The following is a 26,537-nucleotide window of genomic DNA, read 5'->3' as shown; positions in this document are numbered from 1 at the left end:
AGTGGGGGGCACCCGACGGTACTGGTGCCCCCCACTGGAGTGGTGCTAGGCGCGGCCGGCGTTGATCAGCTCGGCGTGCTCCTGGAGCGACATGACGCCGACCTCGTCGCGCAGCAGCCGGTCGATGCCCTGGACGGCGGCACCCATGGCCTGGACGGTGGTCAGGCAGGGCACGGCGCGGGCGATGGCGGCGGTGCGGATCTCGTAGCCGTCGAGGCGCCCGCCGGTGCCGTACGGCGTGTTGATGATGAGGTCGACCTCGCCGTCGTGGATCAGCTGGACGATGGTCCGCTCGCCGTTCGGGCCCTCGCCCTCGCTGTGCTTGCGCACCACGGTGGCGGGGATGCCGCCGCGCTGCAGCACCTCGGCGGTGCCGGCGGTGGCGAGCAGCTCGAAGCCGAGGCCGACCAGCGCGCGGGCCGGGAAGACCAGGTTGCGCTTGTCGCGGTTGGCGACCGAGACGAAGACCTTGCCCTTGGTCGGCAGCGCGCCGTAGGCCCCGGTCTGGGACTTCGCGTAGGCGGTGCCGAAGACCCGGTCCAGGCCCATGACCTCGCCGGTGGAGCGCATCTCCGGGCCCAGGACGGTGTCCACGCCACGGCCGTGGACGTCGCGGAAGCGGCTCCACGGCATCACGGCCTCCTTGACCGCGATCGGCGCGTCGGCGGGCAGGGTGCCGCCGTCGCCCTCGGCCGGCAGCAGGCCCTCGGCGCGCAGCTCGGCGACGGTGGCGCCGAGCGAGATGCGGGCGGCGGCCTTGGCCAGCGGCACCGCGGTCGCCTTGGAGGTGAACGGCACGGTGCGCGAGGCGCGGGGGTTGGCCTCCAGCACGTACAGGATGTCGCCGGAGAGCGCGAACTGGATGTTGATCAGGCCGCGCACGCCGACGCCGCGGGCGATGGCCTCGGTGGAGGCGCGCAGCCGCTTGATGTCGTAGCCGCCGAGGGTGATCGGGGGCAGGGCGCAGGCGGAGTCGCCGGAGTGGATGCCGGCTTCCTCGATGTGCTCCATGACGCCGCCGAGGTAGAGCTCGGTGCCGTCGAACAGGGCGTCGACGTCGATCTCCACCGCGTCGTCGAGGAAGCGGTCGATCAGCACCGGGTGCTCGGAGATCAGGCCGGCGTGGCGCTCCAGGTAGGAGGCGAGCGAGGCCTCGTCGTAGACGATCTCCATGCCGCGGCCGCCGAGCACGTAGGACGGGCGGGCGAGCACCGGGTAGCCGATCTCGTCGGCGATGGCCTTGGCCTCGGCGAAGGAGAAGGCGGTGCCGTGCTTGGGGGCGGGCAGGCCCGCGTCGCGCAGCACGCGGCCGAAGGCGCCGCGCTCCTCGGCGAGGTCGATGGCCTCGGGCTGGGTGCCGACGATCGGCACGCCGTTGTCCTTGAGCGCCTGGGCCAGGCCCAGCGGGGTCTGGCCGCCGAGCTGGACGATCACACCGGCCAGCGGGCCGGCCTGCTGCTCGGCGTGGACGATCTCCAGCACGTCCTCCAGGGTGAGCGGCTCGAAGTAGAGCCGGTCGGAGGTGTCGTAGTCGGTGGAGACGGTCTCCGGGTTGCAGTTGACCATGACGGTCTCGTACCCGGCGTCGGCGAGCGCGAAGGAGGCGTGCACGCAGGAGTAGTCGAACTCGATGCCCTGGCCGATGCGGTTCGGGCCGGAGCCGAGGATGATCACCGCGGGCTTGGTGCGCGGGGCGACCTCGCTCTCCTCGTCGTAGGACGAGTAGAAGTACGGGGTCCTCGCCGCGAACTCGGCCGCGCAGGTGTCGACGGTCTTGAACACCGGGCGGATGCCGAGCGCGTGCCGCACCTCGCGGACCACGTCGGGCCGCAGGCCGCGGATCTCGCCGACCTGCTGGTCGGAGAAGCCGTGGCGCTTGGCGTGCCGCAGCAGCTCCGGGGTCAGCTCGGCGGCCTGCGCCAGCTCGCCGGCGATCTCGTCGAGCAGGAAGAGCTGGTCGACGAACCACGGGTCGATCTTGGTGGCCTCGAACACCTCCTCCGGGGTGGCACCGGCGCGGATCGCCTGCATGACGGTGTTGATCCGCCCGTCGGTCGGCACGACCGCCTTGGCGAGCAGCTCCGCCTTGTCGCCCACCGGGCCGACCCAGGTGAACTGGGAGCCCTTCTTCTCCAGCGAGCGCAGCGCCTTCTGCAGCGCCTCGGGGAAGTTGCGGCCCAGCGCCATCGCCTCGCCGACCGACTTCATGGTGGTGGTCAGCGTGGCGTCGGCGCTCGGGAACTTCTCGAACGCGAACCGCGGGACCTTGACCACGACGTAGTCGAGGGTCGGCTCGAAGGAGGCCGGGGTCTCCTCGGTGATGTCGTTGGGGATCTCGTCCAGCGTGTAGCCGACGGCCAGCTTCGCCGCGATCTTGGCGATCGGGAAGCCGGTGGCCTTGGAGGCGAGCGCGGAGGAGCGGGAGACGCGCGGGTTCATCTCGATGACGATGACCCGGCCGTCCTCGGGGTTGACCGCGAACTGGATGTTGCAGCCGCCGGTGTCGACGCCGACCTCGCGGATCACGGCGATGCCGATGTCGCGCAGGATCTGGTACTCGCGGTCGGTGAGCGTCATCGCCGGGGCGACGGTGATCGAGTCACCGGTGTGCACGCCCATCGGGTCGAAGTTCTCGATGGAGCAGACGACCACGACGTTGTCGCTCTTGTCGCGCATCAGCTCCAGCTCGTACTCCTTCCAGCCGAGGATGGACTCCTCCAGGAGCACCTCGGTGGTCGGGGAGAGCGTCAGGCCCTGGCCGGCGATGCGGCGCAGGTCCTCCTCGTTGTGGGCGAAGCCGGAGCCGGCGCCGCCCATGGTGAAGGAGGGGCGGACGACGACCGGGTAGCCGCCCAGGGTGTCGACCCCGGCGAGGACCTCGTCCATGGTGTGGCAGATGACCGAGCGGGCGGACTCGCCGTGGCCGATCTTGGCGTTGACGGCCTCGACGACGCCCTTGAACAGCTCGCGGTCCTCGCCCTTGTTGATCGCCTCGACGTCGGCGCCGATCAGCTCGACGCCGTACTTCTCCAGCGTCCCGGCCTCGTGCAGCGAGATCGCGGTGTTCAGCGCGGTCTGCCCGCCGAGGGTCGGCAGCAGCGCGTCGGGGCGCTCCTTGGCGATGATCTTCTCGACGAACTCCGGGGTGATCGGCTCCACGTAGGTGGCGTCGGCGACCTCCGGGTCGGTCATGATCGTCGCCGGGTTCGAGTTCACCAGCACGACCCGCAGGCCCTCGGCCTTCAGGACCCGACACGCCTGCGTGCCCGAGTAGTCGAACTCGGCGGCCTGGCCGATCACGATCGGGCCGGAGCCGATCACCAGGACGGACTTGATGTCAGTGCGCTTAGGCACGCTGGCCCTCCATGAGCTTCACGAAACGATCGAAGAGGTACGCCGCGTCGTGCGGGCCGGCGGCGGCCTCCGGGTGGTACTGCACCGAGAAGGCGGGCACGTCCAGCGCCTGGAGGCCCTCGACCACGTCGTCGTTGAGGCAGACGTGGGAGACCTCGACCCGGCCGTAGGGCGTGTCGCTGACCTTGTCGAGCGGTGCGTTGACGGCGAAGCCGTGGTTGTGCGCGGTGACCTCGACCTTGCCGGTGGTGCGGTCCTGGACCGGCTGGTTGATGCCGCGGTGGCCGTACTTGAGCTTGTAGGTGCCGAAGCCCAGCGCCCGGCCGAGGATCTGGTTGCCGAAGCAGATCCCGAAGAACGGGGTCCTGCGCTCCAGCACGCCCTGCGCCACGGCCACCTGGTGGTCGGCGGTGGCCGGGTCGCCCGGGCCGTTGGAGAAGAACACGCCGTCGGGCTGGACGGCGTAGACGTCCTCCAGGGTCGCGCCGGCCGGCAGCACGTGCACCTCGATGCCGCGCTCGGCCATCCGCTGCGGGGTCATCGCCTTGATGCCGAGGTCCAGGGCGGCGACGGTGAAGCGCTTCTCACCGATCGCGGGCACCACGTACGGCTCGGTGGTGGCGACCTCGGCGCAGAGGTCGGCGCCCTTCATCTCGGGCGAGTTCTGCACCTTGGCGAGCAGCGCGGCCGGGTCGGCCAGCGCCTCGCCGGAGAAGATGCCGCAGCGCATCGCGCCGCGCTCGCGCAGGTGGCGGGTGAGGGCCCGGGTGTCGATGCCGCTGATGCCGACGATGCCCTGGTTCACCAGCTCGTCGTCGAGCGAGCGGCGGGAGCGCCAGTTGGAGGCGACCCGGGCGGGGTCGCGCACGACGTACCCGGCGACCCAGATCTGCTTGGACTCGTCGTCCTCGTCGTTCCAGCCGGTGTTGCCGATCTGCGGGGCGGTCATCACGACCACCTGGCGGTGGTAGGACGGGTCGGTGAGGGTCTCCTGGTAACCGGACATGCCGGTGTTGAAGACCGCCTCGCCGTAAGTCTCGCCGGTCGCGCCGTAGGCCTGGCCGCGGAAGGTCCGGCCGTCCTCCAGGACGAGCACGGCAGGGACACGCTCCCGCCGTTGGCGCTGCGTGGTGGGGACAGGTGCGGTCATGACGCGGCCTCTTCCGTCTTCTTCGTCGTACGTGTTGCGGTGAGATGGGCGATCGCCTCGACCCAGGCGGTGTGCTCATCGGGGTGGTCGGCCCGGAAGCCGGAGTCCAGCTCGGTGCCCTCGTGCGTCCAGGTGACGACGAGGATCCCGGAGGGGACGACCTTGCCGGCGATCCCGGAGTCCGTGCGGGCACCGGTCAGGTGCTCGGCGGGGATCCAGAAGTCGACGTCGCCGGGGCGCTGCACCAGCAGGCCCTGCTCGCCGAGGGTCAGGTCGGCGCGGCTGCGGGTGCCCAGGCCGTGCGCGACGACCCGGTCCAGCCAGTTCCCGGCGGTGGTGGTGCCGTGGTACCGGCCGCTGGTCTCCAGGATGGTCCGCCCGGCGCGCTGCGGCACGGCCGGCAGCGGGGGGATGCCGGACTGCAGGGTGCGGCGCCAGTTCCAGCCCTGGCGCATCAGCCAGTAGACCAGGCCGATGACCAGCACCAGCCCGACCGTCCAGCCGAGGTAGCCGGGCCAGTTGGTGACCCGGGCCTGCTCCTGGGCCAGCAGGACGGCGGAGCTCACGCGAGCCCGCCCTGGTCGACCAGTTCGCCCGCCAGCACGGTCGCGGTGCCGCGCAGGAAGGTGGCGTGCACCCGTCCGGGCAGGTCGAGGCCCTTGTAGGGGGTGTTGCGGGAGCGGGTGGCGAAGCTGTCGGGGTTCACGACACCACGGTACGCGGGATCGAACAGCACCAGGTTGGCGGGCTCACCCACCGAGACCGGGCGGCCGTGCCCGGCCAGCCGGCCGATCCGGGCCGGGCGGTGCGACATCCGGTCGGCGACGCCCTCCCAGTTCAGCAGGCCGGTGTCCACCATGGTCTGCTGCACCACGGACAGCGCGGTCTCCAGGCCGACCATGCCCATCGCGGCCACGGCCCACTCGCAGTCCTTGTCCTCGGCCGGGTGCGGCGCGTGGTCGGTGGCGACGGCGTCGATGGTGCCGTCGGCCAGCGCCTTGCGCAGCGCCTGGACGTCCTCGGCGGTGCGCAGCGGCGGGTTGACCTTGTAGACCGGGTCGTAGGAGCGGACCAGCTCGTCGGTCAGCAGCAGGTGGTGCGGGGTGACCTCGGCGGTGACGTCCCAGCCCTTCGCCTTGGCCCAGCGGACGATCTCCACCGAGCCGGCGGTGGAGAGGTGGCAGACGTGCAGCCGGGAGCCGACGTGCGCGGCGAGCAGCACGTCACGGGCGATGATCGCCTCCTCGGCGACGGCCGGCCAGCCGCCCAGGCCCAGCTCGCCGGAGACCTGGCCCTCGTTCATCTGGGCGCCCTCGGTCAGCCGCGGCTCCTGCGCGTGCTGGGCGACGACGCCGTCGAAGGCCTTCACGTACTCCAGGGCGCGGCGCATGATCACCGCGTCGTCGACGCACTTGCCGTCGTCGGAGAAGACCCGCACGCCGGCCGCGGAGTCGTGCATGGCGCCGAGCTCGGCGAGCTTCTTGCCCTCCAGGCCGACGGTGACGGCGCCGACCGGCTGCACGTCGCAGTAGCCGGACTCCTGGCCGAGGCGCCAGACCTGCTCGACCACGCCGGCGGTGTCGGCCACCGGGAAGGTGTTGGCCATCGCGTGGACGGCAGTGAAGCCGCCCTTCGCGGCGGCCTGGGTGCCGGTGAGGACGGTCTCGGCGTCCTCCCGGCCGGGCTCGCGCAGGTGGGTGTGCAGGTCGACGAGGCCGGGCAGGGCGATCAGGCCGGTGGCGTCGATCTCGATGTCGGCCCGGACGTCCAGCGCGGTGCCGATCGCCCGGATCACGCCGTCGGCGAGGTGGAGGTCCTGCGGGGCACCGCCGAGGATCTGGGCGTTGCGGATCAGGTAGGTGGTCACTGAGCAGTCTCCACGGAGTCGGTGCGGGGGGTGTCGGTGAGGGTGGCTCCGCCGAGCAGCAGGTAGAGCACGGCCATCCGGACGGAGACGCCGTTGGCGACCTGCTCGACCACGGTGCAGCGCGGGGAGTCGGCGACCTCGGCCGTGATCTCCATGCCGCGGACCATCGGGCCGGGGTGCAGCACGACCGCGTGCTCGGGCAGCTGGGCCATCCGGACGGCGTCGAGGCCGTAGCGGCGGGTGTACTCGCGCTCGGTGGGGAAGAACGCGGCGTTCATCCGCTCCCGCTGGACCCGGAGCATCATCAGCGCGTCGGTCTTCGGGAGGACCCGCTCCAGGTCGTAGCTGACCTCGCAGGGCCAGTTCTCGATGCCGATCGGCAGCAGGGTCGGCGGGGCCACGAAGGTGACCTGGGCGCCGAGCGTGGTGAGCAGGTGGACGTTGGAGCGGGCGACCCGGCTGTGCAGGATGTCGCCGACGATGGTCACCCGCCGCCCGGCGAGGTCGTGGCCCGAGCCCGGGTTGAGGTGGCGGCGCATGGTGAAGGCGTCGAGCAGCGCCTGGGTGGGGTGCTCGTGGGTGCCGTCACCGGCGTTGATGACGCTGCCGTGCAGCCAGTCGGACTGCGCCAGGCGGGCCGGCGCGCCGGAGGCGTGGTGCCGGATGACGACGGCGTCGGCGCCCATGGCCTGCAGGGTGAGGGCGGTGTCCTTGAGGCTCTCGCCCTTGGAGACCGAGGAGCCCTTGGCGGAGAAGTTGATGACGTCGGCGGAGAGCCGCTTCTCGGCGACCTCGAAGGAGGTCTTCGTGCGGGTGGAGTCCTCGAAGAAGAGGTTGACGACGGTCCGGCCGCGCAGGGTGGGGAGCTTCTTGACGGCCCGGCCGGAGAGCTGGGCGAGCTCCTCGGCGGTGTCCAGGATGAGCAGCGCGTCGTCGCGGCTGAGATCGGCTGCGGACACGAGGTGGCGCTTCACGCGGGTTACTCCGGGAGGTGCGGTTCGGTGGGCTGGGCGGCCAGGGCCTGGGAGGAGCGCGCGGCGTAGTCGCGGTCGCCGACGAGCACGGCGTCGACGCCGTCGCGGTCGGCCAGGCGCACCTGGACGGCTTCGCGCAGCGAGGTGGGGAGGTTCTTGCCCACGTAGTCGGCGCGGATGGGCAGCTCGCGGTGGCCCCGGTCGACGAGGACGGCGAGCTGGACGGCGCGGGGGCGGCCGATGTCGTTCAGGGCGTCGAGCGCGGCGCGGATGGTGCGGCCGGAGAAGAGCACGTCGTCGACGAGGACGACGAGCCTGCCGTCGATGCCGCCGGGCGGGATCTCGGTGTGTTCCAGGGCGCGGGCGGGCTTCAGCCGCAGGTCGTCCCGGTACATGGTGATGTCCAGGGTGCCGAGCGGGATGTCGCGGCCGGTGATCTGGGCGAGCCTGGCGTGCAGCCGGCGGGCGAGGTGGACGCCCCTGGTGTGGATGCCGAGCAGCACGACGTCCTCGGCGCCCTTGGCGCGCTCGACGATCTCGTGCGCTATCCGGGTGATGACCCGGGCGATGTCCGTGCCGTCCAGCACCTGGTGCGGCGGCCTCGGAGCGGATTCCTGGTGTGCGGTCATGCCGAAGCGGACCTCCTTCCCCGCCTCACGGGACGGGCCTTAAAGGATGTCTGGGACGCCCCGCCGGACTGCGGCGCGGGCTCCGGTCATCCTACAGCGTCATTCTCGGCCAACCGACGGCCATCATTCCGCTCCCCCGGGTTCACGCACCGGACGCACCGGTGATGCGGGCCATTCGCACGACTGCCCCATTCGGCTTGACGCAACTACCTCACTCTACGTAACCTCACAGTGAGTTACGAGACGGACGTCGGACCCACCGGTAACGGCGTCGGCAATCGCCCGTGACCCACCACTGAACGCGAAGCAATCTCGTCCGGGGAGATCAATGTCCAGCGACTACGCGAAGCAGCTCGGAGGCAAGCTCCGAGCCATCCGCACTCAGCAGGGGCTCTCCCTGCACGGTGTCGAGGAGAAGTCCCAGGGGCGCTGGAAGGCAGTCGTCGTCGGCTCGTACGAGCGCGGCGACCGTGCGGTCACCGTGCAGCGGCTGGCCGAACTGGCGGAGTTCTACGGGGTCCCGGTCCAGGAGCTGCTGCCCGGCGGGACGCCCGGCGGCGCGGCCGAGCCGCCGCCGCGCCTGGTCCTCGACCTGGAGAGACTGACTCAGGTCCCGTCCGAGAAGGCCGGCCCGCTGCAGCGCTACGCGGCGACCATCCAGAGCCAGCGCGGCGACTACAACGGCAAGGTGCTGTCGATCCGCCAGGACGACCTGCGCACCCTGGCCGTGATCTACGACCAGTCGCCGTCGATCCTCACCGAGCAGCTGATCTCCTGGGGCGTGCTCAACCCCGACGCGCGCCGTGCGGTGCGCGAGGAGGAGGCGAGCTGAGGCCCGCCGCACCGGCTCCCGCCGGTCCTCCCGTCGGCCTCCCGCCCGCGGGGACGGCGGACAACAGCAGAAACGTCACGGCGCGGCCCCCGCGAGGGGTGCCGCGCCGCGGCGCGTCCGCCGGCGGTCAGCAGACCGTCTCCAGCCGGTAGCCCGGCTCGGCGGCCACCCCGTCCAGCCGCACCGACCCCTCGGCGGGCGCCCAGACCCGGCCCTCGCTGGCCCAGGCCCAGGCGGTCGGCCGGTACTCCCCACAGGCGGCGGCGGAGCCCTGGGCGCCGTGCAGCACCGCGAGGCCGGGCAGCTCGCGGGCCAGCCCGGTGCAGAGCACCGCGCAGAGCAGTTCGAGGTCCTCGTCGTTGATCCGCACCACGCCGTCCTCCCACTGGAGCACCCGGGCGGCCGCGGTCAGCCGCCCACCGGGCGCCTCCACCGACAGGCGCAGCTCGTAGACCCCGCTGCCGGCGCCGAGCAGCATCCGGCGGAACACCTCGGCGCCGCGCTCGTGGGCGTCGCGCACGGCGTCGTCGCGCTCCCCGTGGAGCCGGCCGTCGAGCAGCAGGTCGGCGTGGCGCAGGGTCAGCCCGTTCTCGCGGGCCCGGACCAGGCGGGGGACGAAGTCGCCGGCGAGCTCCTCGCCCTGGTAGGCGAGCAGTTGGGTGCGCAGCGGCGGGTTGACCAGGTAGCGGTCGCGGGCGGCCGGCTCGGCCGGGTCGAGGCCGTGCAGCAGACAGAACTCGGCGAAGTCCTGCGGGTGGAACATCCGGGCCCGGACGGTGTCGAAGCGGCGCCGGGCGTCGGAGAGCAGCTCGGCGGTCTCGCTCAGGTACTGCTCGTGGTCGGGGGCGTCGGACAGGCCCCAGGCGCGGGCCCGTTCGAAGTCCGCGGGGCTGGTGAGCACGCCGATCACGAAGGCCTGGCCGGCGCCCTCGGCCCGCTGCCGCTCGCAGGCGGCCTCGCGGTCGGCGGCCGCGCGCGAGCGGGCCCGGGGGCGGGAACCCGCGGCGGTGCAGTCGGGGGTGCGGCGGGCGCGGCCGTTGCGGCTCATCGGGGCTCCTCGGACGGGGCGGACGGGGCGGCGGTGGGTGGTGCCGTCGCCCCTGTCCTCCCCCGCCCCGCGTGGCGCACACGTACGACGTGTCACAGGACTGTAACCGAGGGTGAATCGGATGTTTGGAGTCACGCACGGTTGTGCGGGCCGCCGCTCACGCCCCGCGCGCCCGCCCCGCGCGCGGCGCACCCGTCACTCGCCGTGCACGCCCGCTCACGCCGGACGCGGGGCCTTCGCCAGCTGGCGGGACTGGGCGACCAGCCGGCCGGACTCGTCCCACACCTCGGCGTCCTCCTCGAAGTACCCGCCGGCCAGGTTCCGGGTGGCGTGGACCAGGCGCAGCCAGCCGGCCGCGGGCCTGGCCCGCAGGTGCACGGTCAGCTCGACGGTCGGCGCCCAGCCGGGCATCCCCAGGTCGAAGGTGACCGGCGGCAGCGCGTCGGCGGCCAGCAGGAGCAGCAGCGGGTCGGGGGCGCGGCCGTCGGCGAGCCGGAACCAGCCCTGGATCCGTCCGGCACCCGAGGGCTGCCCGAGCGCCCAGCCGACGGTGGCCGGGTCGAGCCGCAGGTCGAAGCGCTCCAGCAGGGCGGCCTGGGTGAGGAGTTCCTTGGGCGCGTGCTCGACGCCGATGCACCGGTCCGGCGGCGGCAGCTGCGGCGGCACGGCGGTGGTGCGCACCTCGCCGTCCTGGGCGGCGAGGTCGCCGTGGGTGGCGACCACCCGCAGCCGCTCCACGCCGTCCTGGCTGAGCGCGGCGGTGCCGGTGGACAGCGAGCGGCCGGTGCGGATCACCTCCGTGCGCACGGTGGCCGGGCCGGGGGTGGCGGCGGAGAGGTAGTAGCCGCTGATCGAGACCGGGTCGGCGTGGCCGGCGCTCTCCGGGCGGGCGGTGTGCGCGAGCGTGAGGGCGTGGCCGGCCACGGCCAGCAGCAGTCCGCCGTTGACGCCGCCGCCGATCTGCCAGCCGGCGCCGAGTTCACCGTCGTAGCGGCCGGGCTCGTCCGGGTGCGGGGAGAGCGCGATGCCCTGGTCGAACTCGCTGCGGATCGCCGTGGTCATGGAGGTGGCCTGCCCTTCGCTGCGGGGGTCGCCGGCGGGCACGGGGCCGCCGGCACGCCGGGTTACTGGCGAGTAGAGGCCACCATACGCCGACCGGGTGAACACGCACGACGGCCGCCGGACCGTTTCCGGTCCGGCGGCCGTGGTGCACGCCGTGCGCAGGGGTCAGCGGCGGATGCCGGGCTTCAGCTCCAGGAAGCGGGCCAGCAGGCCGTTGACGAACGCCGGGGAGTCGTCGGTGGAGTACTCCTTGGCGATCTCCACGGCCTCGTCCAGGACGACCGCGTCGGGGACGCGGTCCTCCCAGATCAGCTCGTACGCGCCGAGCCGCAGGACGTTGCGGTCCGCGATCGGCATCCGGTCGAGCGTCCAGCCGACCGCGTACTGCGAGATCAGCTCGTCGATCCGGCGGGCGTGCTGGACGTACCCCTCGACCAGCTCCATGGTGTACTCGCCGACCTGCGGGGTGCCCTCGTCAGGCTTGGGCTCCCGGGCCCGGGCCACCCAGTCGGCGAGGACCGTCAGCGGGTCGACCCCGCGGTGGTCGGCCTCGAACAGGATCTGGAAGGCTCGCGTGCGGGCCTTGGTGCGTGCGGACGACACGGACTTACTTCACCCGGCCGAGGTAGCTGCCGTCGCGGGTGTCGACCTTGACCTTCTCGCCGGTGGTGATGAACAGCGGCACCTGGATCTCGGCGCCGGTCTCCAGCGTCGCCGGCTTGGTGCCACCGGTGGAGCGGTCGCCCTGGACGCCCGGCTCGGTCTCGGCGATGACCAGCTCGACGGCGGCCGGGAGCTCGATGTAGAGCACCGAACCCTCGTTGACGGCGACGAGCGCGTCGAAGCCCTCCAGCAGGTACTTGGCGGCGTCGCCGACGACGACCGGCTCGATGGCCAGCTGGTCGTAGGTGTCCATGTCCATGAACACGAAGTTCTCGCCGTCCTTGTACGAGAACTGCATGGTGCGCTTGTCGACGTTGGCGGTCTCGACCTTGGTGCCCGCGTTGAAGGTCTTGTCGACGACCTTGCCCGTCAGGACCTCCTTGAGCTTGGTACGCACGAAGGCCGGGCCCTTGCCGGGCTTGACGTGCTGGAACTCGACGACGGACCAGAGCTTGCCGCCCTCCAGCTTGAGGACCATGCCGTTCTTGAGATCGTTCGTGGAAGCCACGGGCGCACTTACTCCTGGATATAGCTGTCAAGGAACCAAGGGACGCGTCCTGTGGCACACCTGCGTCACAGGGCGAGGAGCTCCTTGGTGGTGATGGTGAGCAGCTCGGGCCCGCCCTCATCCAGGGGGCGCACCACGAGCGTGTCCTCGATCCGGACCCCGCCCCGCCCCGGGAGGTGGACCCCCGGGCCGACGGTGACCGGTACGCGGCTGTCCAGTTTACCCATGTCCGTGGGGCCGAGGCGCGGGGCCTCCCGGATCTCCAGGCCGATGCCGTGGCCGATCGGGTGCACGGAGCCCTCGGTGTGCCCGGCCGCCCCCAGGATCTCCCGCGCAGCCCGGTCGGGTACGCACAGCTCGACCCCCGGCCCGAGCGCCTCCCGCCCGGCCCGCTGGGCGCGGAACACCAGCCGGTGCAGCTCGACCTGCCAGGGCGCGGGGGCCGCTCCGATCACGAAGGTGCGGGCGGTGGACACCCCGTAGCCGCGGTACTGCGCGCCGAGCACCACGGTCAGGAAGTCGCCCTCCTCCACCCGCCGGTCGGTGGGCTGGTGCGCCGGCTGGCCGGAGTGGCTGCCGGTGCCGACCGAGACCGGGAAGGCCGCCCGGTCGGCGCCGTGGTCGATCATCCGGCGCTCCAGCTCCATCGCCAGGTGCCGTTCGGTGCGCCCGACCAGGATCGACTCCAGCAGCTCGCCGAGCGCCTGGTCGGCGATCTCGGCGGCGATCCGCAGGTCGGCGATCTCGTGCTCGTCCTTGACCACCCGCAGCCGCTCGACCGCCTGGCCGACGTCCGCCAGCCGCACCCCCTCGGCCAGCCCGGCCACCGCCCGGTGCCGGGCGACCGTCAGGTCGTGCTCCTCCACCGCCAGCCCGGCCGCCCCCAGCCGCGCGGCGGCGGCGGCCGCGGCCAGCGCGGTGTCGGAACCGGTGGCCACCGGCAGCCGGGTGACGTCGGGGGCGATCAGGTGCTCGCCGGTGTCGTCCGGCGGCAGGTCGTCCGGCAGCGCGAGCAGCACCCGGTCCCGGGTCAGCAGCAGGCTCGCCCCGCACGGCGGGCAGCCGGTCAGGTACCGCACGTTCGCCGCCCGGGTGATCAGCGCCGCGTCGGCCCCGGAGGCACCGCAGTGCTCCCGCAACCGCTCCCGGCGGCCCGCGTACGCATCAGCCATGCGTCGAGCCTACGAACCCGGCCCCCGATCCGCCCGCCGAACGCCCCCACCCGGGCAGCCCCGGCCTCCCGCCCGGGCCGCTACTCCGCGGCCTTCGGGCTCCACTTCCGCTCCACCCCGGCCAGCCGCCAGTAGGCGATGGCGGCGGCCCAGACCACCACGAACAGGGCGACGATCGCGTAGCCGACGTTGTCCAGCGAGATGTCCGCGATCCAGCCGCTCACCGGGTCGGTGAGGTCCAGCTTCTCGTGCAGCACGCCGACCAGCTCGATGGTGCCGATGACGAAGGCCACCGCGATGGAGAGCCCGGTGATCGTCAGGTTGTAGTACACCTTCCGCACCGGGTTGGAGAACGCCCACTGGTAGGCGAAGTTCATGAAAGTGCCGTCCAGCGTGTCGAACAGGCTCATCCCGGCCGCGAACAGCAGCGGCAGGCAGACGATCGCGTACCACGGCAGGCCGGAGGCCGCGCCCGAGCCGGCCATCACCATCAGGGTGACCTCGGTCGCGGTGTCGAAGCCCAGGCCCAGCACCATGCCGACCGGGAACATCTGCCCGGGCCGGGTGATCGAGCGGGTCGCCCGGTTCAGCACCCGGGCCATCAGGCCGCGCGCGTTCAGGTGCGCCTCCAGCTCGGCCTCGTCGAACCGGCCGGCGCGCATCGAGCGGAACACCCTGAGGATGCCGAACAGCGCCGCCAGGTTCAGCGCGCCGATCAGGTAGAGGAAGACGCCGGAGGCCGAGGTGCCGACCATCCCCAGCCACTGGTGGGTGGACGACTCGTCGTCCATCAGCGTGTTGGCCAGCTGCGCGCCGCCCGCCACCAGGGCGGCCATCAGCACCACCATCGAGGAGTGCCCGAGCGCGAACCAGAAGCCCACCGAGACCGGGCGCTTGCCGTCCGCCATCAGCTTGCGGGTGGTGTTGTCGATCACCGCGATGTGGTCGGCGTCGAAGGCGTGGCGCATGCCGAGGGTGTAGGCGGTGATGCCCAGGCCCACCCCGAAGACCTGGGTGCCCACCTCGTACTTCTCCGGCGCCACCAGGAAGATCAACGTGCCGAACGCCACCACGTGCATGGCGAGGATCACGCCCAGCAGCCCGGCGGTGCGAAGGGTGTCCTCCCGGCGCCAGCGGAAGGCGGGCAGGGCGGCGGGCGACGCCGCGGCGGCGGCGGTTTCGGGCAGGGTCATCTGCGGATCACGCTCCAGCACCTCGTGGAATGACTTCGTGAGATGCCGCGGCCGGTCTCCTGGCTTACGGGGCTCCCGTACCCGCCTTCCCAGGCGCGCGAGGCGCCCAGTGGCGTCGTGGGTACGGACACTCTCCCCCGATCACAGTGGCGAGGGCCGCTCCGGACTGGGACCCCTGAGGGTCCGTCACCGGTCTTCCCGAGCACCACGGCGGGGAACACCGTAGGGGCCCGGGGCGACCCATGCAAGGCTGCGCACCTACGCAGGTGTTCAGGATCACAACCTCCCGCCTGCCAGAATGGGCCGCATGCATCTCGTACCGGCCGACCGCGCGGGCCACCGCACCATCGACGGCCACCGGGTCTGCGAGGCCATCGCCGCGATCGGCGACACCGCCCACGTCCGCTCCTGGGCCGACCGCTTCGCCCTGCTCGCCGACCCCGGCAGGCTCGCCCTCCTGCTCGCCCTGCACCGCACCGGCCCCCTCGCCGTCACCGACCTCGCCGTCGCCACCGGCATGCGCGACCCCGCCGTCTCCCAGGCCCTGCGCCTCCTGCGCACCGCCGGCGTGGTGGCCGGCGAGAAGGAGGGCCGCGTCGTGCGCTACCGGCTCGTGGACGCCACCCTGCGCCCCCTCCTCGACCAATGCGCCGGCGACACCCCCGCCATAGCAGCCGGCTGACCGCCGGGCGGCCACCCCGCCCGGCCGGAGCCCGCTGAGTACGATCATGGCGTGTCGAACCCCCGCCGGCTCCGGGCCCGGCCCGACGACGACCGCTGGAACACCCGGCCGGTCCGGGCACGCGTCCTCGCGGTGGTCCGCACCCTCACCTCCGCCACCAGGGTCCTGGAGGTCCTCGCACCACTGCGCGAGCTGGACGGCATCGGCTTCGCCGTCACCGTCAACCCCGGCTCCGCGTTCACCGCCGGACTCGACGACCACCTCCGCGCCCAGCCCGGCCTCACCGTCCTGCCCTGGCGGGAGGCCGTCCGGCAGCGCTTCGACCTCGCCGTCGCCTGCGCCGTCCACGCCTCGATGCACCGGCTGCGCGCACCCCTCGTCGTCCTCCCGCACGGCGCCGGCTACAACCGTCTGGTCCCCGAGTCCACCGGCGACACGGTGACCGCCGCCGGGCTCTCCCGACACGAACTCACCCATCGCGGACGGGTCTTCCCCGCCGTCATCGGCCTCTCCCACCGCGAGCAGTTCGACCGCCTGCGGGCTGCCTGCCCCGAGGCGCTGCCCCGCGCCCGCGAGGTCGGCGACCCCTGCTTCGACCGGATGCTCGGCGGCCTCGGCGCACGCGACGGCCACCGGACCGCCCTCGGCGCGGTCGACGGCCGTCGCCTCGTCGTGGTCACCTCCACCTGGAGCGGGCACTCGCTGCTCGGCCGTCACCCCGGCCTGCCGCTGCGGCTGGTCGAACAGCTGCCCGCCGACGAGTACACCGTCGCCGCCGTCCTGCACCCCAACGTCTGGGCCCGGCACGACCTGCGCGCCCTGCTCGCCCCGGCCGAACGCCGCGGCCTGCGGCTCGTCCCGCCGGACCGGGGCTGGCAGGCCGCGCTGATCGCCGCCGACTGCGTGATCGGCGACCACGGCTCGGTCTCCTTCTACGCCGCCGCCCTCGAACGCCGCACCCTGCTGGTCGCCACCGGCGCCGCCGAACTCGACCCCCGCTCCCCCACCTACGCCTTCGGCCGGGCCGCTCCGGCCCTCGACCCCGACGGCGACCTGCTCACCCAGCTCGAACGGGCGGCGGCCGAGCAGGACCCGGCCGCCCTGCGCCCCGTCACCGACCGCTCACTCGGCCGCCGCGGGGAGTCCGCCCGGATACTGCGCGAAATCTTCCTCTCCTACCTGCCCGGCATCGAGGCACCGCCCGGCGACCCCCTGCCGCTGCCCCACCCGCGGCCGGTCCCGCTCGCCGCCGAACGGCCCACCGCCTACGACGTCGTGGCCACCGGCGAGGGCACCGCGATCCACCTGCGCCGCTACCCCGTCGGCCCCGGCCGGCCCACCGCGCGCGGCTTCCTCGCCGTCGCCGACGACGAACCCAGCCCCGTGCTGCGGCGCACCGCCGACGTCCTGGCCCGCACCGGGAGCGACACCGAACAGCCCGCCGAGGCGTGGCTCGCCGCCACCGCCGGCGCGGCCGAGCTCCCGCGCCTCACCGTCGCCGTCGCCGCCCTCGGCCCGGACCACCACCTGCTGCGGCTGCCCGGCGGCCTCCTCCTGGAAGCCCGCGCCGACCGCCCCTGGGGCACCCCCGTTCCCCGGCTCGACCCGCTCCTCCTCGGCTCCGCCGTCGCCCACTGGCTCACCACCCCGGCCGCGACCCCGACGGCGCTCCCCCACCGCACCCTCACCCTCCACACCGGCCCCCGCCGCACCAGCATCAGCTTCACCACCCGACCCGGACACCCCGACGGACCCGCCATCCACAGGCCGACGGGCCCTTCCTACGGTCAGAGTTGAGGGCGGGTCAGGTGGTCGGGCGGGGTGGTTGGCAGGTGGGGCACCAGAAGAGGTTGCGGGAGGCGTGTTCCTCGGTGCGGATGTCGGTGGCGCAGATCAGGCAGGGCTGGCCGGCGCGGCGGTAGACGTAGACCTCGCCGCCGTGGTCGTCGACGCGCGGGGGGCGGTTCATCGCCTCGGGCGTGTGCTCGGGGCGGACGGTGTCGATGCGGCCGGCGGCGGTGCCCTCGCGCATCAGGGCGACCAGGTCGGCCCAGATGGCGTCCCACTCGGCGCGGCGCAGGGAGCGGCCGGGCAGCTGGGGGTCGATGCCGTGCCGGAACAGCACCTCGGCGCGGTAGACGTTGCCGACGCCGGCCAGCACCTTCTGGTCCATCAGCAGGGCGGCGACGGTCGTGCGGCTGCCGGTCATCCGCCGCCAGGCGGCGTCCGGGTCGGCGTCGGCGCGCAGCGGGTCCGGGCCGAGGCGGGCGGCGACGGCGGCCTTCTCGGCGTCGGTGATCAGGGCGCAGGTGTTGGGGCCGCGCAGGTCGGCGTAGTGCTCGTCGTTCTCCAGGCGCAGCCGGACCAGGCCGACCGGCTCCGGCACCTGGCCGTCGACGGTGTCGCCGAAGGTGAAGCCGCCGTACAGGCCGAGGTGGACGTGCACCCAGGCGTCCTCGCCGAAGCCGAGGAAGAGGTGCTTGCCGGTGGCCTCGGCCGCGACCAGCTCCCGTCCGTCGATCAGCTTGGCGCCGTCCGCGAAGCGGCCCTGCGGGCTGCTGGCGCGGACCGGCCGGCCGCCGAAGGCGCGGTGGTTCTCGGCGGCGAGGCGGTGGATGATGTGGCCTTCCGGCACGGGCGCGGCTCCCCCCGGTGGTTCGTTCAGGACCCGTCCATCATCGCAGCCGGCACCGACAGCGCGGGCGGGCCGGCGGCGGCGCTCAGCGCACCGGCATGCCCATCAGCCGGGCCAGGATCACCCGGTCGAGTTCGGCGGCCGTGGCGGCCACGTCGAGGTGGGAGTTGTCGATGATCGGCAGCCCGGAGTTGTACCAGCCGGCCATCCGGCCGTGGATCCGGGCCACCTCCTCGTCGTCCAGCCGGCGGTTGCCGCCGCGCCTGGCGTTGCGGCTGAGCACCGAGTCCAGGCTGGGCAGCAGCACCACGGGGATCATGCCGGGGCCGATGTGCCGCTTCCAGCCGCCGAGGCCGATGGCGGGGCGGTCGGGGAAGACGGCGTCGTCGATGATGCAGGAGATGCCGTTGGCGAGGTAGTTGCGGCAGGCGAAGCCGCAGGTCCGGCGGGCCAGCCGGTACTGCGCCTCGGAGGCGTTGTTCCAGCCGGACTGCGGGTTGGCGAAGCCGGACTGCACCCACTCGCGGACGTCGTCGAGGCTGATGTGCGCGGTCGGGGTGGGGCGCCGCTCGGCCCAGTGGCGGGCGACGGTGGTCTTGCCGGCGCCGGCCGGACCGATCAGCAGCACCGCGATCGGGCCGGTGGCCGCGTGCTGCCGCTGCGGCGGGCGGGCGGGCAGCTGGACGGGCGCGCCGGACGGCAGCACGAAGTGGCCGGTGGATCCGGCGGGCACCGGCGCCACCGGAACGGGCGCAGGCGCGGGAGCAGGCGCCGGAGCGGGCGCGGGAACGGTGGCCGGGGCGGGCGCGGGCGCGGGCGGGCCCGGCGGGACGACCGGCACCGGCACCGTCGGCGGGCCGCCCGGCGGCCCGCCCGGAAGCCCGGCGGACGCCGCGGCCGGGTACCCGGGCACCGGCGGAGCGACGGGACGCGGGGGAACCGGCCCGCCCCCGGGGTACTGCGTCACGGTCACCTCCCGACTTCCTTCAGCGGGACACTACACGGCGGCGCGGCGGTGGACACAGTCCGCCGCCGCGCCGCCGCTGGTCACCGGCCCGGCGCCGCCCGGGGGCGGCCCCTGCCGGGCCGTCAGCCCGTGGTGAGCCGCTCGGCCAGCGCGCGCAGCGCCAGCTCGTACGAGCCGATCCCGAACCCGGCGATGGTGCCGGAGGCCACCGCGGAGATCACCGAGGTGTGCCGGAAGGTCTCGCGGGCGTACGGGTTGGAGATGTGCACCTCGATCAGCGGCGCGGTGCGCTGCGAGGCGGCGTCGCGCATCGCGTACGAGTAGTGCGTGAACGCCCCCGGGTTGATCACCACCGGGACCCGGCCGTCGGCGGCCTCGTGCAGCCACTCGACCATGGTCTGCTCGGAGTTGGTCTCGTGCACCTCGACCTCGAAGCCCAGCTCCTTGCCGAGCGCGGTGCAGCGCTCGACCAGCCCGGCGTACGAGGTGGAGCCGTAGACGTCGGGCTCGCGGCTGCCGAGGCGCCCGAGGTTGGGGCCGTTGAGCACCATCACCCGGGTCACGAGGAGACCTCCGCGTAGGCGGCCACCAGCAGGGACGGGTCGGGGCCCTCCAGCACGGAGGTCCTGCCGAGGCCGTCCAGGACGATGAAGCGGATCAGGTCGCCGCGCGACTTCTTGTCGATCTTCATGGCGTCCAGCAGCTTGGGCCAGGCGTCCGCCCGGTAGCTGAGCGGCAGGCCGACCGAGGCCAGCACGGTGCGGTGCCGGTCGGCGGTCTCGTCGTCCAGCCGGCCGGCGAGGCGGCCGAGTTCGGCGGCGAACACCATGCCGATCGAGATCGCCGCGCCGTGCCGCCACTTGTAGCGCTCGTTGCGCTCGATGGCGTGGCCGAGGGTGTGGCCGTAGTTGAGGATCTCGCGCCGGCCGGACTCCTTGAGGTCGCCGGAGACCACGTCGGCCTTGACCTGGATGGCCCGCCGGATCAGCTCGACGGTGTGCGGCCCGGCCGGGGTCTTGGCGCCCTCCGGGTCGGCCTCGACGAGGTCGAGGATCGCCGGGTCGGCGATGAACCCGCACTTGATGACCTCGGCGAGGCCGGAGACGTAGTCGTGCCGGGGCACCGTCTCCAGGGTCGCGAGGTCGGCCAGCACGCCCACCGGGGGGTGGAAGGCGCCGACCATGTTCTTGCCCTCGGCGATGTTGATGCCGGTCTTGCCGCCGACCGCCGCGTCGACCATGCCGAGCAGCGTGGTGGGCACGGAGATCCAGCGGACCCCGCGCAGCCAGGTGGCGGCGACGAAGCCGGCCAGGTCGGTGGTGGCGCCGCCGCCGAGGCCGACGACCACGTCGGTGCGGGTGAACCCGGTCTGCCCGAGCACCGACCAGCAGTACGCGGCCACCTCGGCGCTCTTCGCCTCCTCGGCGTTGGGCACCTGGAGGGCGATCGCCTCGTAGCCCTCGCCGGACAGGTCCTCGCGGATCGCGTCCGCGGTGGCGGACAGCGCCTCCGGGTGGATGATCGCCACCCGCCGGGCCCGGCTCCCGATCAGCGGCGCCAGCTCACCGAGCAGCTGGTGCCCGATCAGCACGTCGTACGGGTCGTGGCCGGCGCTGCCGCCGACGTGAATCCTGACGTTGTCACTCATGGGGGGTCTTCAGCTCCAGTGCTTCCAGTACGGCGTCCGCGACCTGCTCGGGGGTGCGGCCGGCGGTGTCGACGACGGCGGTGGCCACCTCCAGGTAGAGGGGGCGGCGGGCCTCCATCAGCTCGCGCCAGCGGGCCCGCGGGTTGACCGCCAGCAGCGGGCGGGGGGCGTCCAGGCCGACCCGCTTGACCGCGTCGGCGAGCGGCACCTCCAGGAACACCACCGGCAGGTCGCGCAGCAGCTCACGGGTGGGCCCGGCCATCACCGCGCCGCCGCCGAGCGCCAGCACGCCGCCGTGGGTGCCGGCGGCGGCGCGCACGGCGGCCGCCTCCAGGGCCCGGAAGTGCGGCTCGCCCTCGTCGACGAAGATGTCCGGGATCGGCTTGCCGGCCTGCTCCTCGATGTCCGCGTCGGTGTCGCGGAAGCCGAGGCCGAGGCGCTCGGCGAGGACCCGCCCGACGGTGGACTTGCCACTGCCGGGCGGGCCGACCAGCACGACGACCGGCGTGGTCATCGGACGATCAGGTGGTCGAGGTAGTTCTGCACGTTGCGCCGGGTCTCCGACACGTGGTCGCCGCCGAACTTCTCGTCGACCGCGTCGGCCAGCACCAGGGCGACCATCGCCTCGGCGACGATGCCGGCCGCCGGCACCGCGCAGACGTCCGAGCGCTGGTGGTGCGCCTTGGCCGGCTCACCGGTGCGCACGTCCACGGTGCGCAGCGCGCGCGGCACGGTCGCGATCGGCTTCATCGCGGCGCGCACCCGCAGCAGCTCGCCGGTGGACAGGCCGCCCTCGGTGCCGCCGGAGCGGCCGGAGACGCGCTTGGCGCCCTCGGGGGTCGGCACGATCTCGTCGTGGGCCTGCGAGCCGGGGACGCGGGCCAGCTCGAAGCCGTCGCCGACCTCGACGCCCTTGATCGCCTGGATGCCCATCAGCGCGGCGGCGAGGCGGGCGTCCAGCCGGCGGTCCCAGTGGACGTGCGAGCCGAGGCCGACCGGGACGCCGTAGGCGAGCACCTCGACGACGCCGCCGAGGGTGTCGCCGTCCTTGTGGGCCTGGTCGATCTCGGCGACCATCGCCTTCGAGGCGTCGGCGTCCAGGCAGCGCACCGGGTCGGCGTCCAGCTTCGCCTCGTCGGAGGGCAGCGGCAGCACGCCGGCCGGGGCCTTGGCGGCGGCCAGCTCCACCACGTGGCTGACGATCTCGATGCCGCAGGTCTCCTTGAGGTAGGAGCGGGCGACGGCGCCGAGCGCGACGCGGGCGGCGGTCTCCCGGGCGCTGGCGCGCTCCAGGATCGGGCGGGCCTCGTCGATCGAGTACTTCTGCATGCCGGCCAGGTCGGCGTGGCCGGGGCGCGGGCGGGTCAGCGCCTCGTTGCGGGCGAGACCGGCGAGCACCTCGGGGTCGACCGGGTCGGCCGACATGACCTGCTCCCACTTCGGCCACTCGGTGTTGCCCACCATGACGGCGACCGGGCTGCCCATGCTCAGGCCGTGCCGCACACCGCCGAGGAAGGTCACCTCGTCCTGCTCGAACTTCATCCGTGCGCCGCGACCATAGCCGAGCCGGCGGCGCGCCAGCGCGTCGGCCACCATGGCGGTGGTGACCGGTACACCGGCGGGCAGGCCCTCCAGCGTCGCGACGAGTGCGGGGCCGTGCGACTCCCCCGCCGTCAGCCAGCGCAACGTACCCAACGGAGCTCCTTCATCAGCGGACCGGAGCGGCGCTGCCGCCGCCCGTCCGGACGTGCCTTGTCCCCGAATCCTTTCATGCCGGACCGGTCGACCGGCCCCGGAGTCCGGTCACCGGACAGCATTCGGCCGACCGGCGGACGGGAACGGCCGGCCGGCCCTGGTCCGGGGCGTGCCCGGGTGTGCCCTCAGCCCGCGGCCAGGGCCGCCTCACCGGCGGCGCGGACGGCCGCCAGCGGGCCGGGGGTGCGCCCGGTGAACAGCTCGCTCTGCAGCACCGCCTGGTGCACCAGCAGGTCGAGCCCGCCCAGCACGGTCGCCCCGCGCTCGGTGCAGGCGCCGGCCAGCGCGGTCGGCCACGGGTGGTACAGCACGTCGAACAGCGCGCCGGGCTCGGCGGTGAGGTCGCCGACGAAGGCGTCGGTCGCCCCGGCCGGGGTGGTGGCCACGGTGAGCGGGTGCGTCAGTGCCTCGGCGCCGCGCGCCCAGTCCGCGGTCCGCACCGCCACGCCGAGGCGCTCGCCGAGCCCGGCCATCTCCCGGGCCCGCTCGGGGCTGCGGACGTAGACGGTGACCTCGCGGGCCCCGAGCCGGGCCAGCGCGGCCAGCGCGGAGGACGCGGTGGCGCCGGCACCGAGCACGGCGGCGGCCGGCACCTCGGTGATGCCGCGCTCGCGCAGCGCGTTGACCAGGCCGGGCACGTCGGTGTTGTGGCCGGCCCGGCGCCCGTCGGCGGTGAACACCAGGGTGTTCACCGCCTCGACCGACCGGGCGGTGGCGCTCACCTCGTCGAGCAGCGGGATGACCGCGCGCTTGAGCGGCATGGTGAGCGAGCAGCCCGCCCACTCGGCCTCGTCCAGCCCGGCGACGAAGCCGGGCAGCGCGGCCTCGTCGACCTCGAAGCGGTCGTAGCGCCAGCCGTCCAGCCCGAGCGCCGCGAAGGCGGCCCGGTGCAGGGCGGGCGACAGCGAGTGGGCGATCGGCGAGCCGAGGACGGCCGCCCGGTGCTTGCTGGTCACGCTGGTGTCTCTCCCTGTGCGGCCGCCCGGCGGCCGGTCAGCCCTTGCTGGTGCAGTGGACGGCGGCCGCGTCGAACTTCGCGCCGATCGACTTGCAGTACTCCTCGGTGTTCTTGGCGTGCTCCGCGTCCGTCTCGGCGAACAGGGTCAGGGTCGGCGACATCGCGATGAAGTACAGCCACTTGCCGTCCGCCGGGTTGAGCGTCGCCTTGAGCGCGTCGTCACCCGGGTTGGAGATCGGCGTCGGCGGCAGGCCCGGGTTGATGTAGGTGTTGTACTTGTTGGAGCCGTCGTTGATGTCCCGCTTGTCGAGGTTCTTGCGGCCCAGCGAGTACTGCAGCGTGGTGTCCATGCCCAGCTTGCCGTTGACCTTGCCCTTGTCGGCCAGCCGGTTCTGGATGGTCTTCGCCATCTTGGCGAAGTCGTCCTTGTTGTTGCCCTCCGCCTGGAGGATGCTCGCCTCGATGACCACCTCGTAGCCGGACTTGAGGCCGATCTTCGAGGCCTCCGCGTCCAGGCCCGCGTAGCGGTCCACGGCGTTCTTCACCATCTGCTTGAGCAGGTCCTCGGGCTTCATGCCCGGGGTGATCGAGTAGCGGGTCGGCCAGAGGAAGCCCTCGATGTTGCCGTTGGCGTACGCGGGCAGGCCCAGGTTGTTGACCTGCTCCTTGGCGACGTTCGCGGTGGTGCCCTTGGGCAGGCCGAGCTTCTCGTCGATCTTGACGTAGGTGGCGACGGAGGTCAGGCCCTCCTGGATGATCAGCTTCTCGCCGCCGTTGGCCTCCACCAGGAACTGCACGGCCCCCTCGGCGGACATCTCCTTGGGCATGGCGTAGGCGCCGGGCTGGATGGTGGAGCACTTCGCGTTCTTGTCGCACGCCGCGTTGAAGGCGTCGATGCTCTTGACCACGCCGGCCGCCTTCAGCGCCGCGCCCATCTGGCTGCCCGCCGCACCCGGCTTGATCTCGACGTTGACCGAGCCGGTGCCCGGGCCGGGGAAGTCCGGCGCCGGGCCGAAGTGGTCCTTGTAGAAGCCGTAGCCCCAGTAGCCGGCGCCGCCCATGGCACCGAGCAGCACGAGGGCGACCACCAGGCAGGCGCCGCCGTTGCGCCGGCCGGACTTCTTGCCCTTCTCCTTGCGCTTCTTCTTCGCCTCGCGGGAGTCGTCCTCCTCGCCGAGGAAGCCGCCCTGCCCGTCGTCGTCCGCGCCGTCCTCGTGGTACTCGTCCTCGGCGTACTCGCCCTCGTGACCGTCCCACGCGTCCTCGGCGTGCTCACCGCCGCCGTCGGCCTCGGCCGGTCCGGCGCCGGCCTCCAGTGCGGCGGCCTCCGCCTCCCAGTCGATGCCGTCCGGGCCGGGGCCGGAGGGCTGCTGCCCGGCGGCCGGCCGCGGGGCCTGCTGCGCCGGGGCGCCCTGCTGCGGAACGCCCTGCTGGGGGTACCCCTGCTGCTGGCCGCCGTACTGCTGCTGGCCCACGCCCTGCTGGCCCATGCCCTGCTGGGGCATCTGCTGCTGCGGCATCTGCTGCTGGGGGTAGCCCTGCTGGCCGCCCATGTCCTGCTGTCCGCCCACGCCCTGCTGCGGGTAGCCCTGCTGCTGCGGGTACCCCTGCTGGGGCATCTGCTGCTGGGGGTAGCCCTGCTGACCGTCGTACTGCTGTCCGCCCTGTCCGCCCTGCGGGTACCCCTGCTGGCCGCCCATCGCCTGCTGGCCCATGCCCGGCTGCGGCACCTGCTGCTGGGGCACCTGCTGCTGGGGGTAGCCCTGCTGACCGCCGTACTGCTGCTGGGGATGCTGCTGCCACTGCCCGTCCTGCTGGCCGGGGACCGGCTGCTGGCCGCCGTACCCGGGGTCACCCGGATGCCACGGCTCGGAGCCCTGGGGGCCGTAGCCCCGACCCAGATCGGTCATTGATCCCCTTATACCGACGGAGACGACCGGAGGATCGGCCCGGTCGCCCGGGACGGCGTCCCGGCTGCTTGTCGAACCGGCGTGCTAGCGCAACACCTGGACGGAGACGCTACCGTACCGCAGTCGACCGCCCGGCCGGGGCGCCGACCGCCGCTACGGCGCCCCCGACGAGGGCGTGGCCGCGGCGGACACGGAGGCGGACGCCGAGGCGCTCGCCGACGCCGAGGCACCGGCCGCCGCCCGGTTGGCGTTGAACTCCGCGACGTTCTTCTGCTGCACGTCGAAGCTGTCGGTGAAGCGGGTGTCCCCCGGCTTCACGGTCACGAAGTAGAGCCAGTCCCCCGGCGCCGGGTCCACCGCCGCCATGATCGCCTGCCGCCCCGGGTTGGAGATCGGCGTCGGCGGCAGCCCCGCGTGCTTGTAGGTGTTGTACGGGGAGTCGAGCCGGGTGTCGGTGACGCTGGTGTTCAGCGTGGAGCGCCCCATCGCGTAGTTGATGGTGGAATCCAGCTGCAGCGGCATGTTCTTGGCCAGCCGGTTGTAGATGACCCGCGCGACCTTCGCCATGTCCTCGGGGTTGTCGGCCTCGCCCTGCACCATGCTGGCGATGGTCACCAGCCCGTACAGCGACTGCCCGAGGTTGGTCGCGACCACCTCCGCGTCGTCCCGGGCGAACTCCTTGCCGGCCCGCTCGACCATCTGCTTCAGCAGGTCGGCGGCGGTGGTGTCGTCGGTGACGGCGTACGTCGCGGGGAACAGGTAGCCCTCGGGGACGCCGTTGGCGGTCTCCGGCAGGCCCAGTTCGGCGGCCTGGTCCCTGGCCGTCTGCTCCGCGGTGCCCGCCGGGAGCTGGAGCTTCTTGTCGATCGCGGCGAAGATCTGGCTGCCGCGCCAGCCCTCGGGGATGGTCAGGCCGTTGGCGTTGGCCGGGTCGATCAGCACGGCGAGCGCGGCGGCCGCCGACATCTTCTGCCGCAGGGTGTACGTGCCGGGCTGGATCCGCCCGGCCGCCGCCGCGCTGCCCCGGGCGGCCCGGGTGAACGCGAGCGAGCTGGCCACCACGCCGTTGCGCACCAGGGCCGAGGCGATCTGGCTGAGCCCGGCGCCCTCGGGCACCGACACCTGCACCGAGCCGGAGCCGTCGCCCGCGTAGTCGGCGGCGGCCGGCGGCCGGCGCTGTCCCTGGATCCAGCTGAACCCGGCCAGCCCGATCCCGCCGAACACCGCGAACAGCGACAGCGCCGTCAGCAGACAGGCCAGTCCGTTGCGCCGTCGGCGTGGATCGGGCGCATCGGGGCGCGGGGCGGGCGCGCCCGGCGGGCGGCCCTCCGGTTCGGTCGCCGGCGCACCGAGGTGGCCGGGGCTCAGGCCGGGTGTGAGGTCCAGGTCGGTCACGGCGGCGTCCCCTCGACGGTCCGCGTGGCACGCGGCACGACGGCAACGGCAGAGGGGTGCGGGGGGGCGCCGGCGCCCCGGCCCCCCCGACGGGCGGGATAAAAGGACCCGGAGCCCCCCCCCCCCCCCCCCACG

General features: G+C 73.5%; 24 protein-coding genes and 1 riboswitch. Of the genes, 3 read left to right on the top strand and 21 right to left on the bottom strand.

The genetic code is table 11. The features are described from left to right. Positions 1-45: 45 nt before the first annotated feature. From carB to pyrR, 6 genes are read right to left on the bottom strand one after another with little or no spacing between them, the layout of a single operon-like run. Positions 46-3,354 carry a carbamoyl-phosphate synthase large subunit gene (gene carB, locus ACFVVL_RS30940; RefSeq protein WP_380294590.1) on the bottom strand — a complete coding sequence of 1,103 codons (3,309 nt, stop codon included), beginning with the start codon at positions 3,352-3,354 and terminating at the stop codon, positions 46-48. Further along, positions 3,347-4,504 carry a glutamine-hydrolyzing carbamoyl-phosphate synthase small subunit gene (carA, locus tag ACFVVL_RS30935; RefSeq protein WP_387681013.1) on the bottom strand — a complete coding sequence of 386 codons (1,158 nt, stop codon included), beginning with the start codon at positions 4,502-4,504 and terminating at the stop codon, positions 3,347-3,349. The genes carB and carA overlap by 8 nt, the downstream gene beginning before the upstream one ends. Further along, complete coding sequence (locus ACFVVL_RS30930) at positions 4,501-5,070, bottom strand: hypothetical protein (RefSeq protein ID WP_380294592.1); 570 nt, start codon at positions 5,068-5,070, stop codon at positions 4,501-4,503. The genes carA and ACFVVL_RS30930 overlap by 4 nt, the downstream gene beginning before the upstream one ends. Beyond that, positions 5,067-6,371, bottom strand: a complete 1,305-nt coding sequence (locus ACFVVL_RS30925) for a dihydroorotase (RefSeq protein WP_380294593.1) — start codon at positions 6,369-6,371, stop codon at positions 5,067-5,069. The genes ACFVVL_RS30930 and ACFVVL_RS30925 overlap by 4 nt, the downstream gene beginning before the upstream one ends. After that, the gene (locus ACFVVL_RS30920) at positions 6,368-7,345 is read right to left on the bottom strand and encodes an aspartate carbamoyltransferase catalytic subunit (RefSeq protein ID WP_380294594.1); all 978 of its coding nucleotides are present in this window, start codon (positions 7,343-7,345) and stop codon (positions 6,368-6,370) included. Before ACFVVL_RS30920 ends, ACFVVL_RS30925 begins: the two co-directional genes overlap by 4 nt. Positions 7,346-7,350: 5 nt before the next feature. Beyond that, positions 7,351-7,974, bottom strand: coding sequence for a bifunctional pyr operon transcriptional regulator/uracil phosphoribosyltransferase PyrR (pyrR, locus tag ACFVVL_RS30915; protein WP_380294595.1), 624 nt, complete (start codon positions 7,972-7,974; stop codon positions 7,351-7,353). A 328-nt stretch (positions 7,975-8,302) separates the two neighbouring features. Between pyrR and ACFVVL_RS30910 the strand changes: the two genes are divergently transcribed. Then, the gene (locus ACFVVL_RS30910; protein WP_031072501.1) at positions 8,303-8,806 is read left to right on the top strand and encodes a transcriptional regulator; all 504 of its coding nucleotides are present in this window, start codon (positions 8,303-8,305) and stop codon (positions 8,804-8,806) included. Positions 8,807-8,933: 127 nt separating this feature from the next. Here the strand turns inward: ACFVVL_RS30910 and ACFVVL_RS30905 are convergent, their stop codons facing one another. From ACFVVL_RS30905 to ACFVVL_RS30880, 6 genes are all read right to left on the bottom strand, one after another. Further along, a complete protein-coding gene (locus tag ACFVVL_RS30905) occupies positions 8,934-9,854 on the bottom strand; it encodes a hypothetical protein (protein WP_387681008.1) in 921 nt (306 codons plus the stop codon). Positions 9,855-10,070: 216 nt separating this feature from the next. Next, complete coding sequence (locus tag ACFVVL_RS30900; RefSeq protein ID WP_380294597.1) at positions 10,071-10,916, bottom strand: thioesterase family protein; 846 nt, start codon at positions 10,914-10,916, stop codon at positions 10,071-10,073. Between the two features lie 165 nt (positions 10,917-11,081). Beyond that, complete coding sequence (gene nusB, locus ACFVVL_RS30895; RefSeq protein ID WP_380294598.1) at positions 11,082-11,519, bottom strand: transcription antitermination factor NusB; 438 nt, start codon at positions 11,517-11,519, stop codon at positions 11,082-11,084. Between the two features lie 4 nt (positions 11,520-11,523). Next, a complete protein-coding gene (efp, locus tag ACFVVL_RS30890) occupies positions 11,524-12,087 on the bottom strand; it encodes an elongation factor P (protein ID WP_380294599.1) in 564 nt (187 codons plus the stop codon). Between the two features lie 65 nt (positions 12,088-12,152). Next, on the bottom strand, positions 12,153-13,259 hold the full coding sequence (locus ACFVVL_RS30885; RefSeq protein ID WP_387681005.1) for a M24 family metallopeptidase: 1,107 nt from the start codon (positions 13,257-13,259) through the stop codon (positions 12,153-12,155). Between the two features lie 80 nt (positions 13,260-13,339). Further along, the gene (locus tag ACFVVL_RS30880; RefSeq protein WP_380294601.1) at positions 13,340-14,452 is read right to left on the bottom strand and encodes a HoxN/HupN/NixA family nickel/cobalt transporter; all 1,113 of its coding nucleotides are present in this window, start codon (positions 14,450-14,452) and stop codon (positions 13,340-13,342) included. A 31-nt stretch (positions 14,453-14,483) separates the two neighbouring features. Continuing rightward, positions 14,484-14,677, bottom strand: a riboswitch (cobalamin riboswitch). A gap of 82 nt (positions 14,678-14,759) precedes the next feature. Here ACFVVL_RS30880 and ACFVVL_RS30875 point away from each other — a divergent pair. Further along, positions 14,760-15,134, top strand: coding sequence for an ArsR/SmtB family transcription factor (locus ACFVVL_RS30875; RefSeq protein ID WP_380294602.1), 375 nt, complete (start codon positions 14,760-14,762; stop codon positions 15,132-15,134). Between the two features lie 51 nt (positions 15,135-15,185). Next, positions 15,186-16,931, top strand: coding sequence for a hypothetical protein (locus ACFVVL_RS30870; RefSeq protein ID WP_387681001.1), 1,746 nt, complete (start codon positions 15,186-15,188; stop codon positions 16,929-16,931). A 7-nt stretch (positions 16,932-16,938) separates the two neighbouring features. Here the strand turns inward: ACFVVL_RS30870 and ACFVVL_RS30865 are convergent, their stop codons facing one another. The 9 genes from ACFVVL_RS30865 to mltG (ACFVVL_RS30825) form a co-directional block, all read right to left on the bottom strand. Further along, positions 16,939-17,769 carry an Fpg/Nei family DNA glycosylase gene (locus ACFVVL_RS30865; RefSeq protein WP_387680998.1) on the bottom strand — a complete coding sequence of 277 codons (831 nt, stop codon included), beginning with the start codon at positions 17,767-17,769 and terminating at the stop codon, positions 16,939-16,941. Positions 17,770-17,854: 85 nt separating this feature from the next. Next, positions 17,855-18,742 carry an AAA family ATPase gene (locus tag ACFVVL_RS30860; RefSeq protein WP_387680995.1) on the bottom strand — a complete coding sequence of 296 codons (888 nt, stop codon included), beginning with the start codon at positions 18,740-18,742 and terminating at the stop codon, positions 17,855-17,857. 116 nt (positions 18,743-18,858) lie between these two features. Then, entirely contained in the window at positions 18,859-19,287 is a 429-nt protein-coding gene (gene aroQ, locus ACFVVL_RS30855; RefSeq protein WP_380296336.1) for a type II 3-dehydroquinate dehydratase, read from the bottom strand. Between the two features lie 8 nt (positions 19,288-19,295). Continuing rightward, entirely contained in the window at positions 19,296-20,384 is a 1,089-nt protein-coding gene (gene aroB / locus ACFVVL_RS30850) for a 3-dehydroquinate synthase (protein ID WP_387680992.1), read from the bottom strand. Continuing rightward, on the bottom strand, positions 20,377-20,898 hold the full coding sequence (locus ACFVVL_RS30845; RefSeq protein ID WP_380296330.1) for a shikimate kinase: 522 nt from the start codon (positions 20,896-20,898) through the stop codon (positions 20,377-20,379). Before ACFVVL_RS30845 ends, aroB begins: the two co-directional genes overlap by 8 nt. Next, entirely contained in the window at positions 20,895-22,079 is a 1,185-nt protein-coding gene (gene aroC / locus ACFVVL_RS30840; RefSeq protein ID WP_380296329.1) for a chorismate synthase, read from the bottom strand. Before aroC ends, ACFVVL_RS30845 begins: the two co-directional genes overlap by 4 nt. Before the next feature lie 185 nt (positions 22,080-22,264). Next, positions 22,265-23,095: a shikimate dehydrogenase gene (locus ACFVVL_RS30835; RefSeq protein WP_380296328.1), complete on the bottom strand. Its 831-nt coding sequence runs from the start codon at positions 23,093-23,095 to the stop codon at positions 22,265-22,267. Positions 23,096-23,132: 37 nt separating this feature from the next. Continuing rightward, positions 23,133-25,007, bottom strand: coding sequence for an endolytic transglycosylase MltG (gene mltG, locus ACFVVL_RS30830; protein ID WP_387680987.1), 1,875 nt, complete (start codon positions 25,005-25,007; stop codon positions 23,133-23,135). Between the two features lie 153 nt (positions 25,008-25,160). Continuing rightward, positions 25,161-26,402 (bottom strand): endolytic transglycosylase MltG, encoded by a 1,242-nt coding sequence (gene mltG / locus ACFVVL_RS30825; protein WP_387680984.1) that lies wholly within the window; start codon positions 26,400-26,402, stop codon positions 25,161-25,163. Positions 26,403-26,537: the final 135 nt, after the last annotated feature.

It is taken from the genome of Kitasatospora sp. NPDC058115 (genome assembly GCF_042884635.1).
In the GTDB taxonomy this organism is placed as follows: Bacteria; Actinomycetota; Actinomycetes; order Streptomycetales; family Streptomycetaceae; genus Kitasatospora.
Note: the sequence above shows the minus strand (reverse complement) of the source record. Positions and strands in the feature narration are given on the sequence as shown.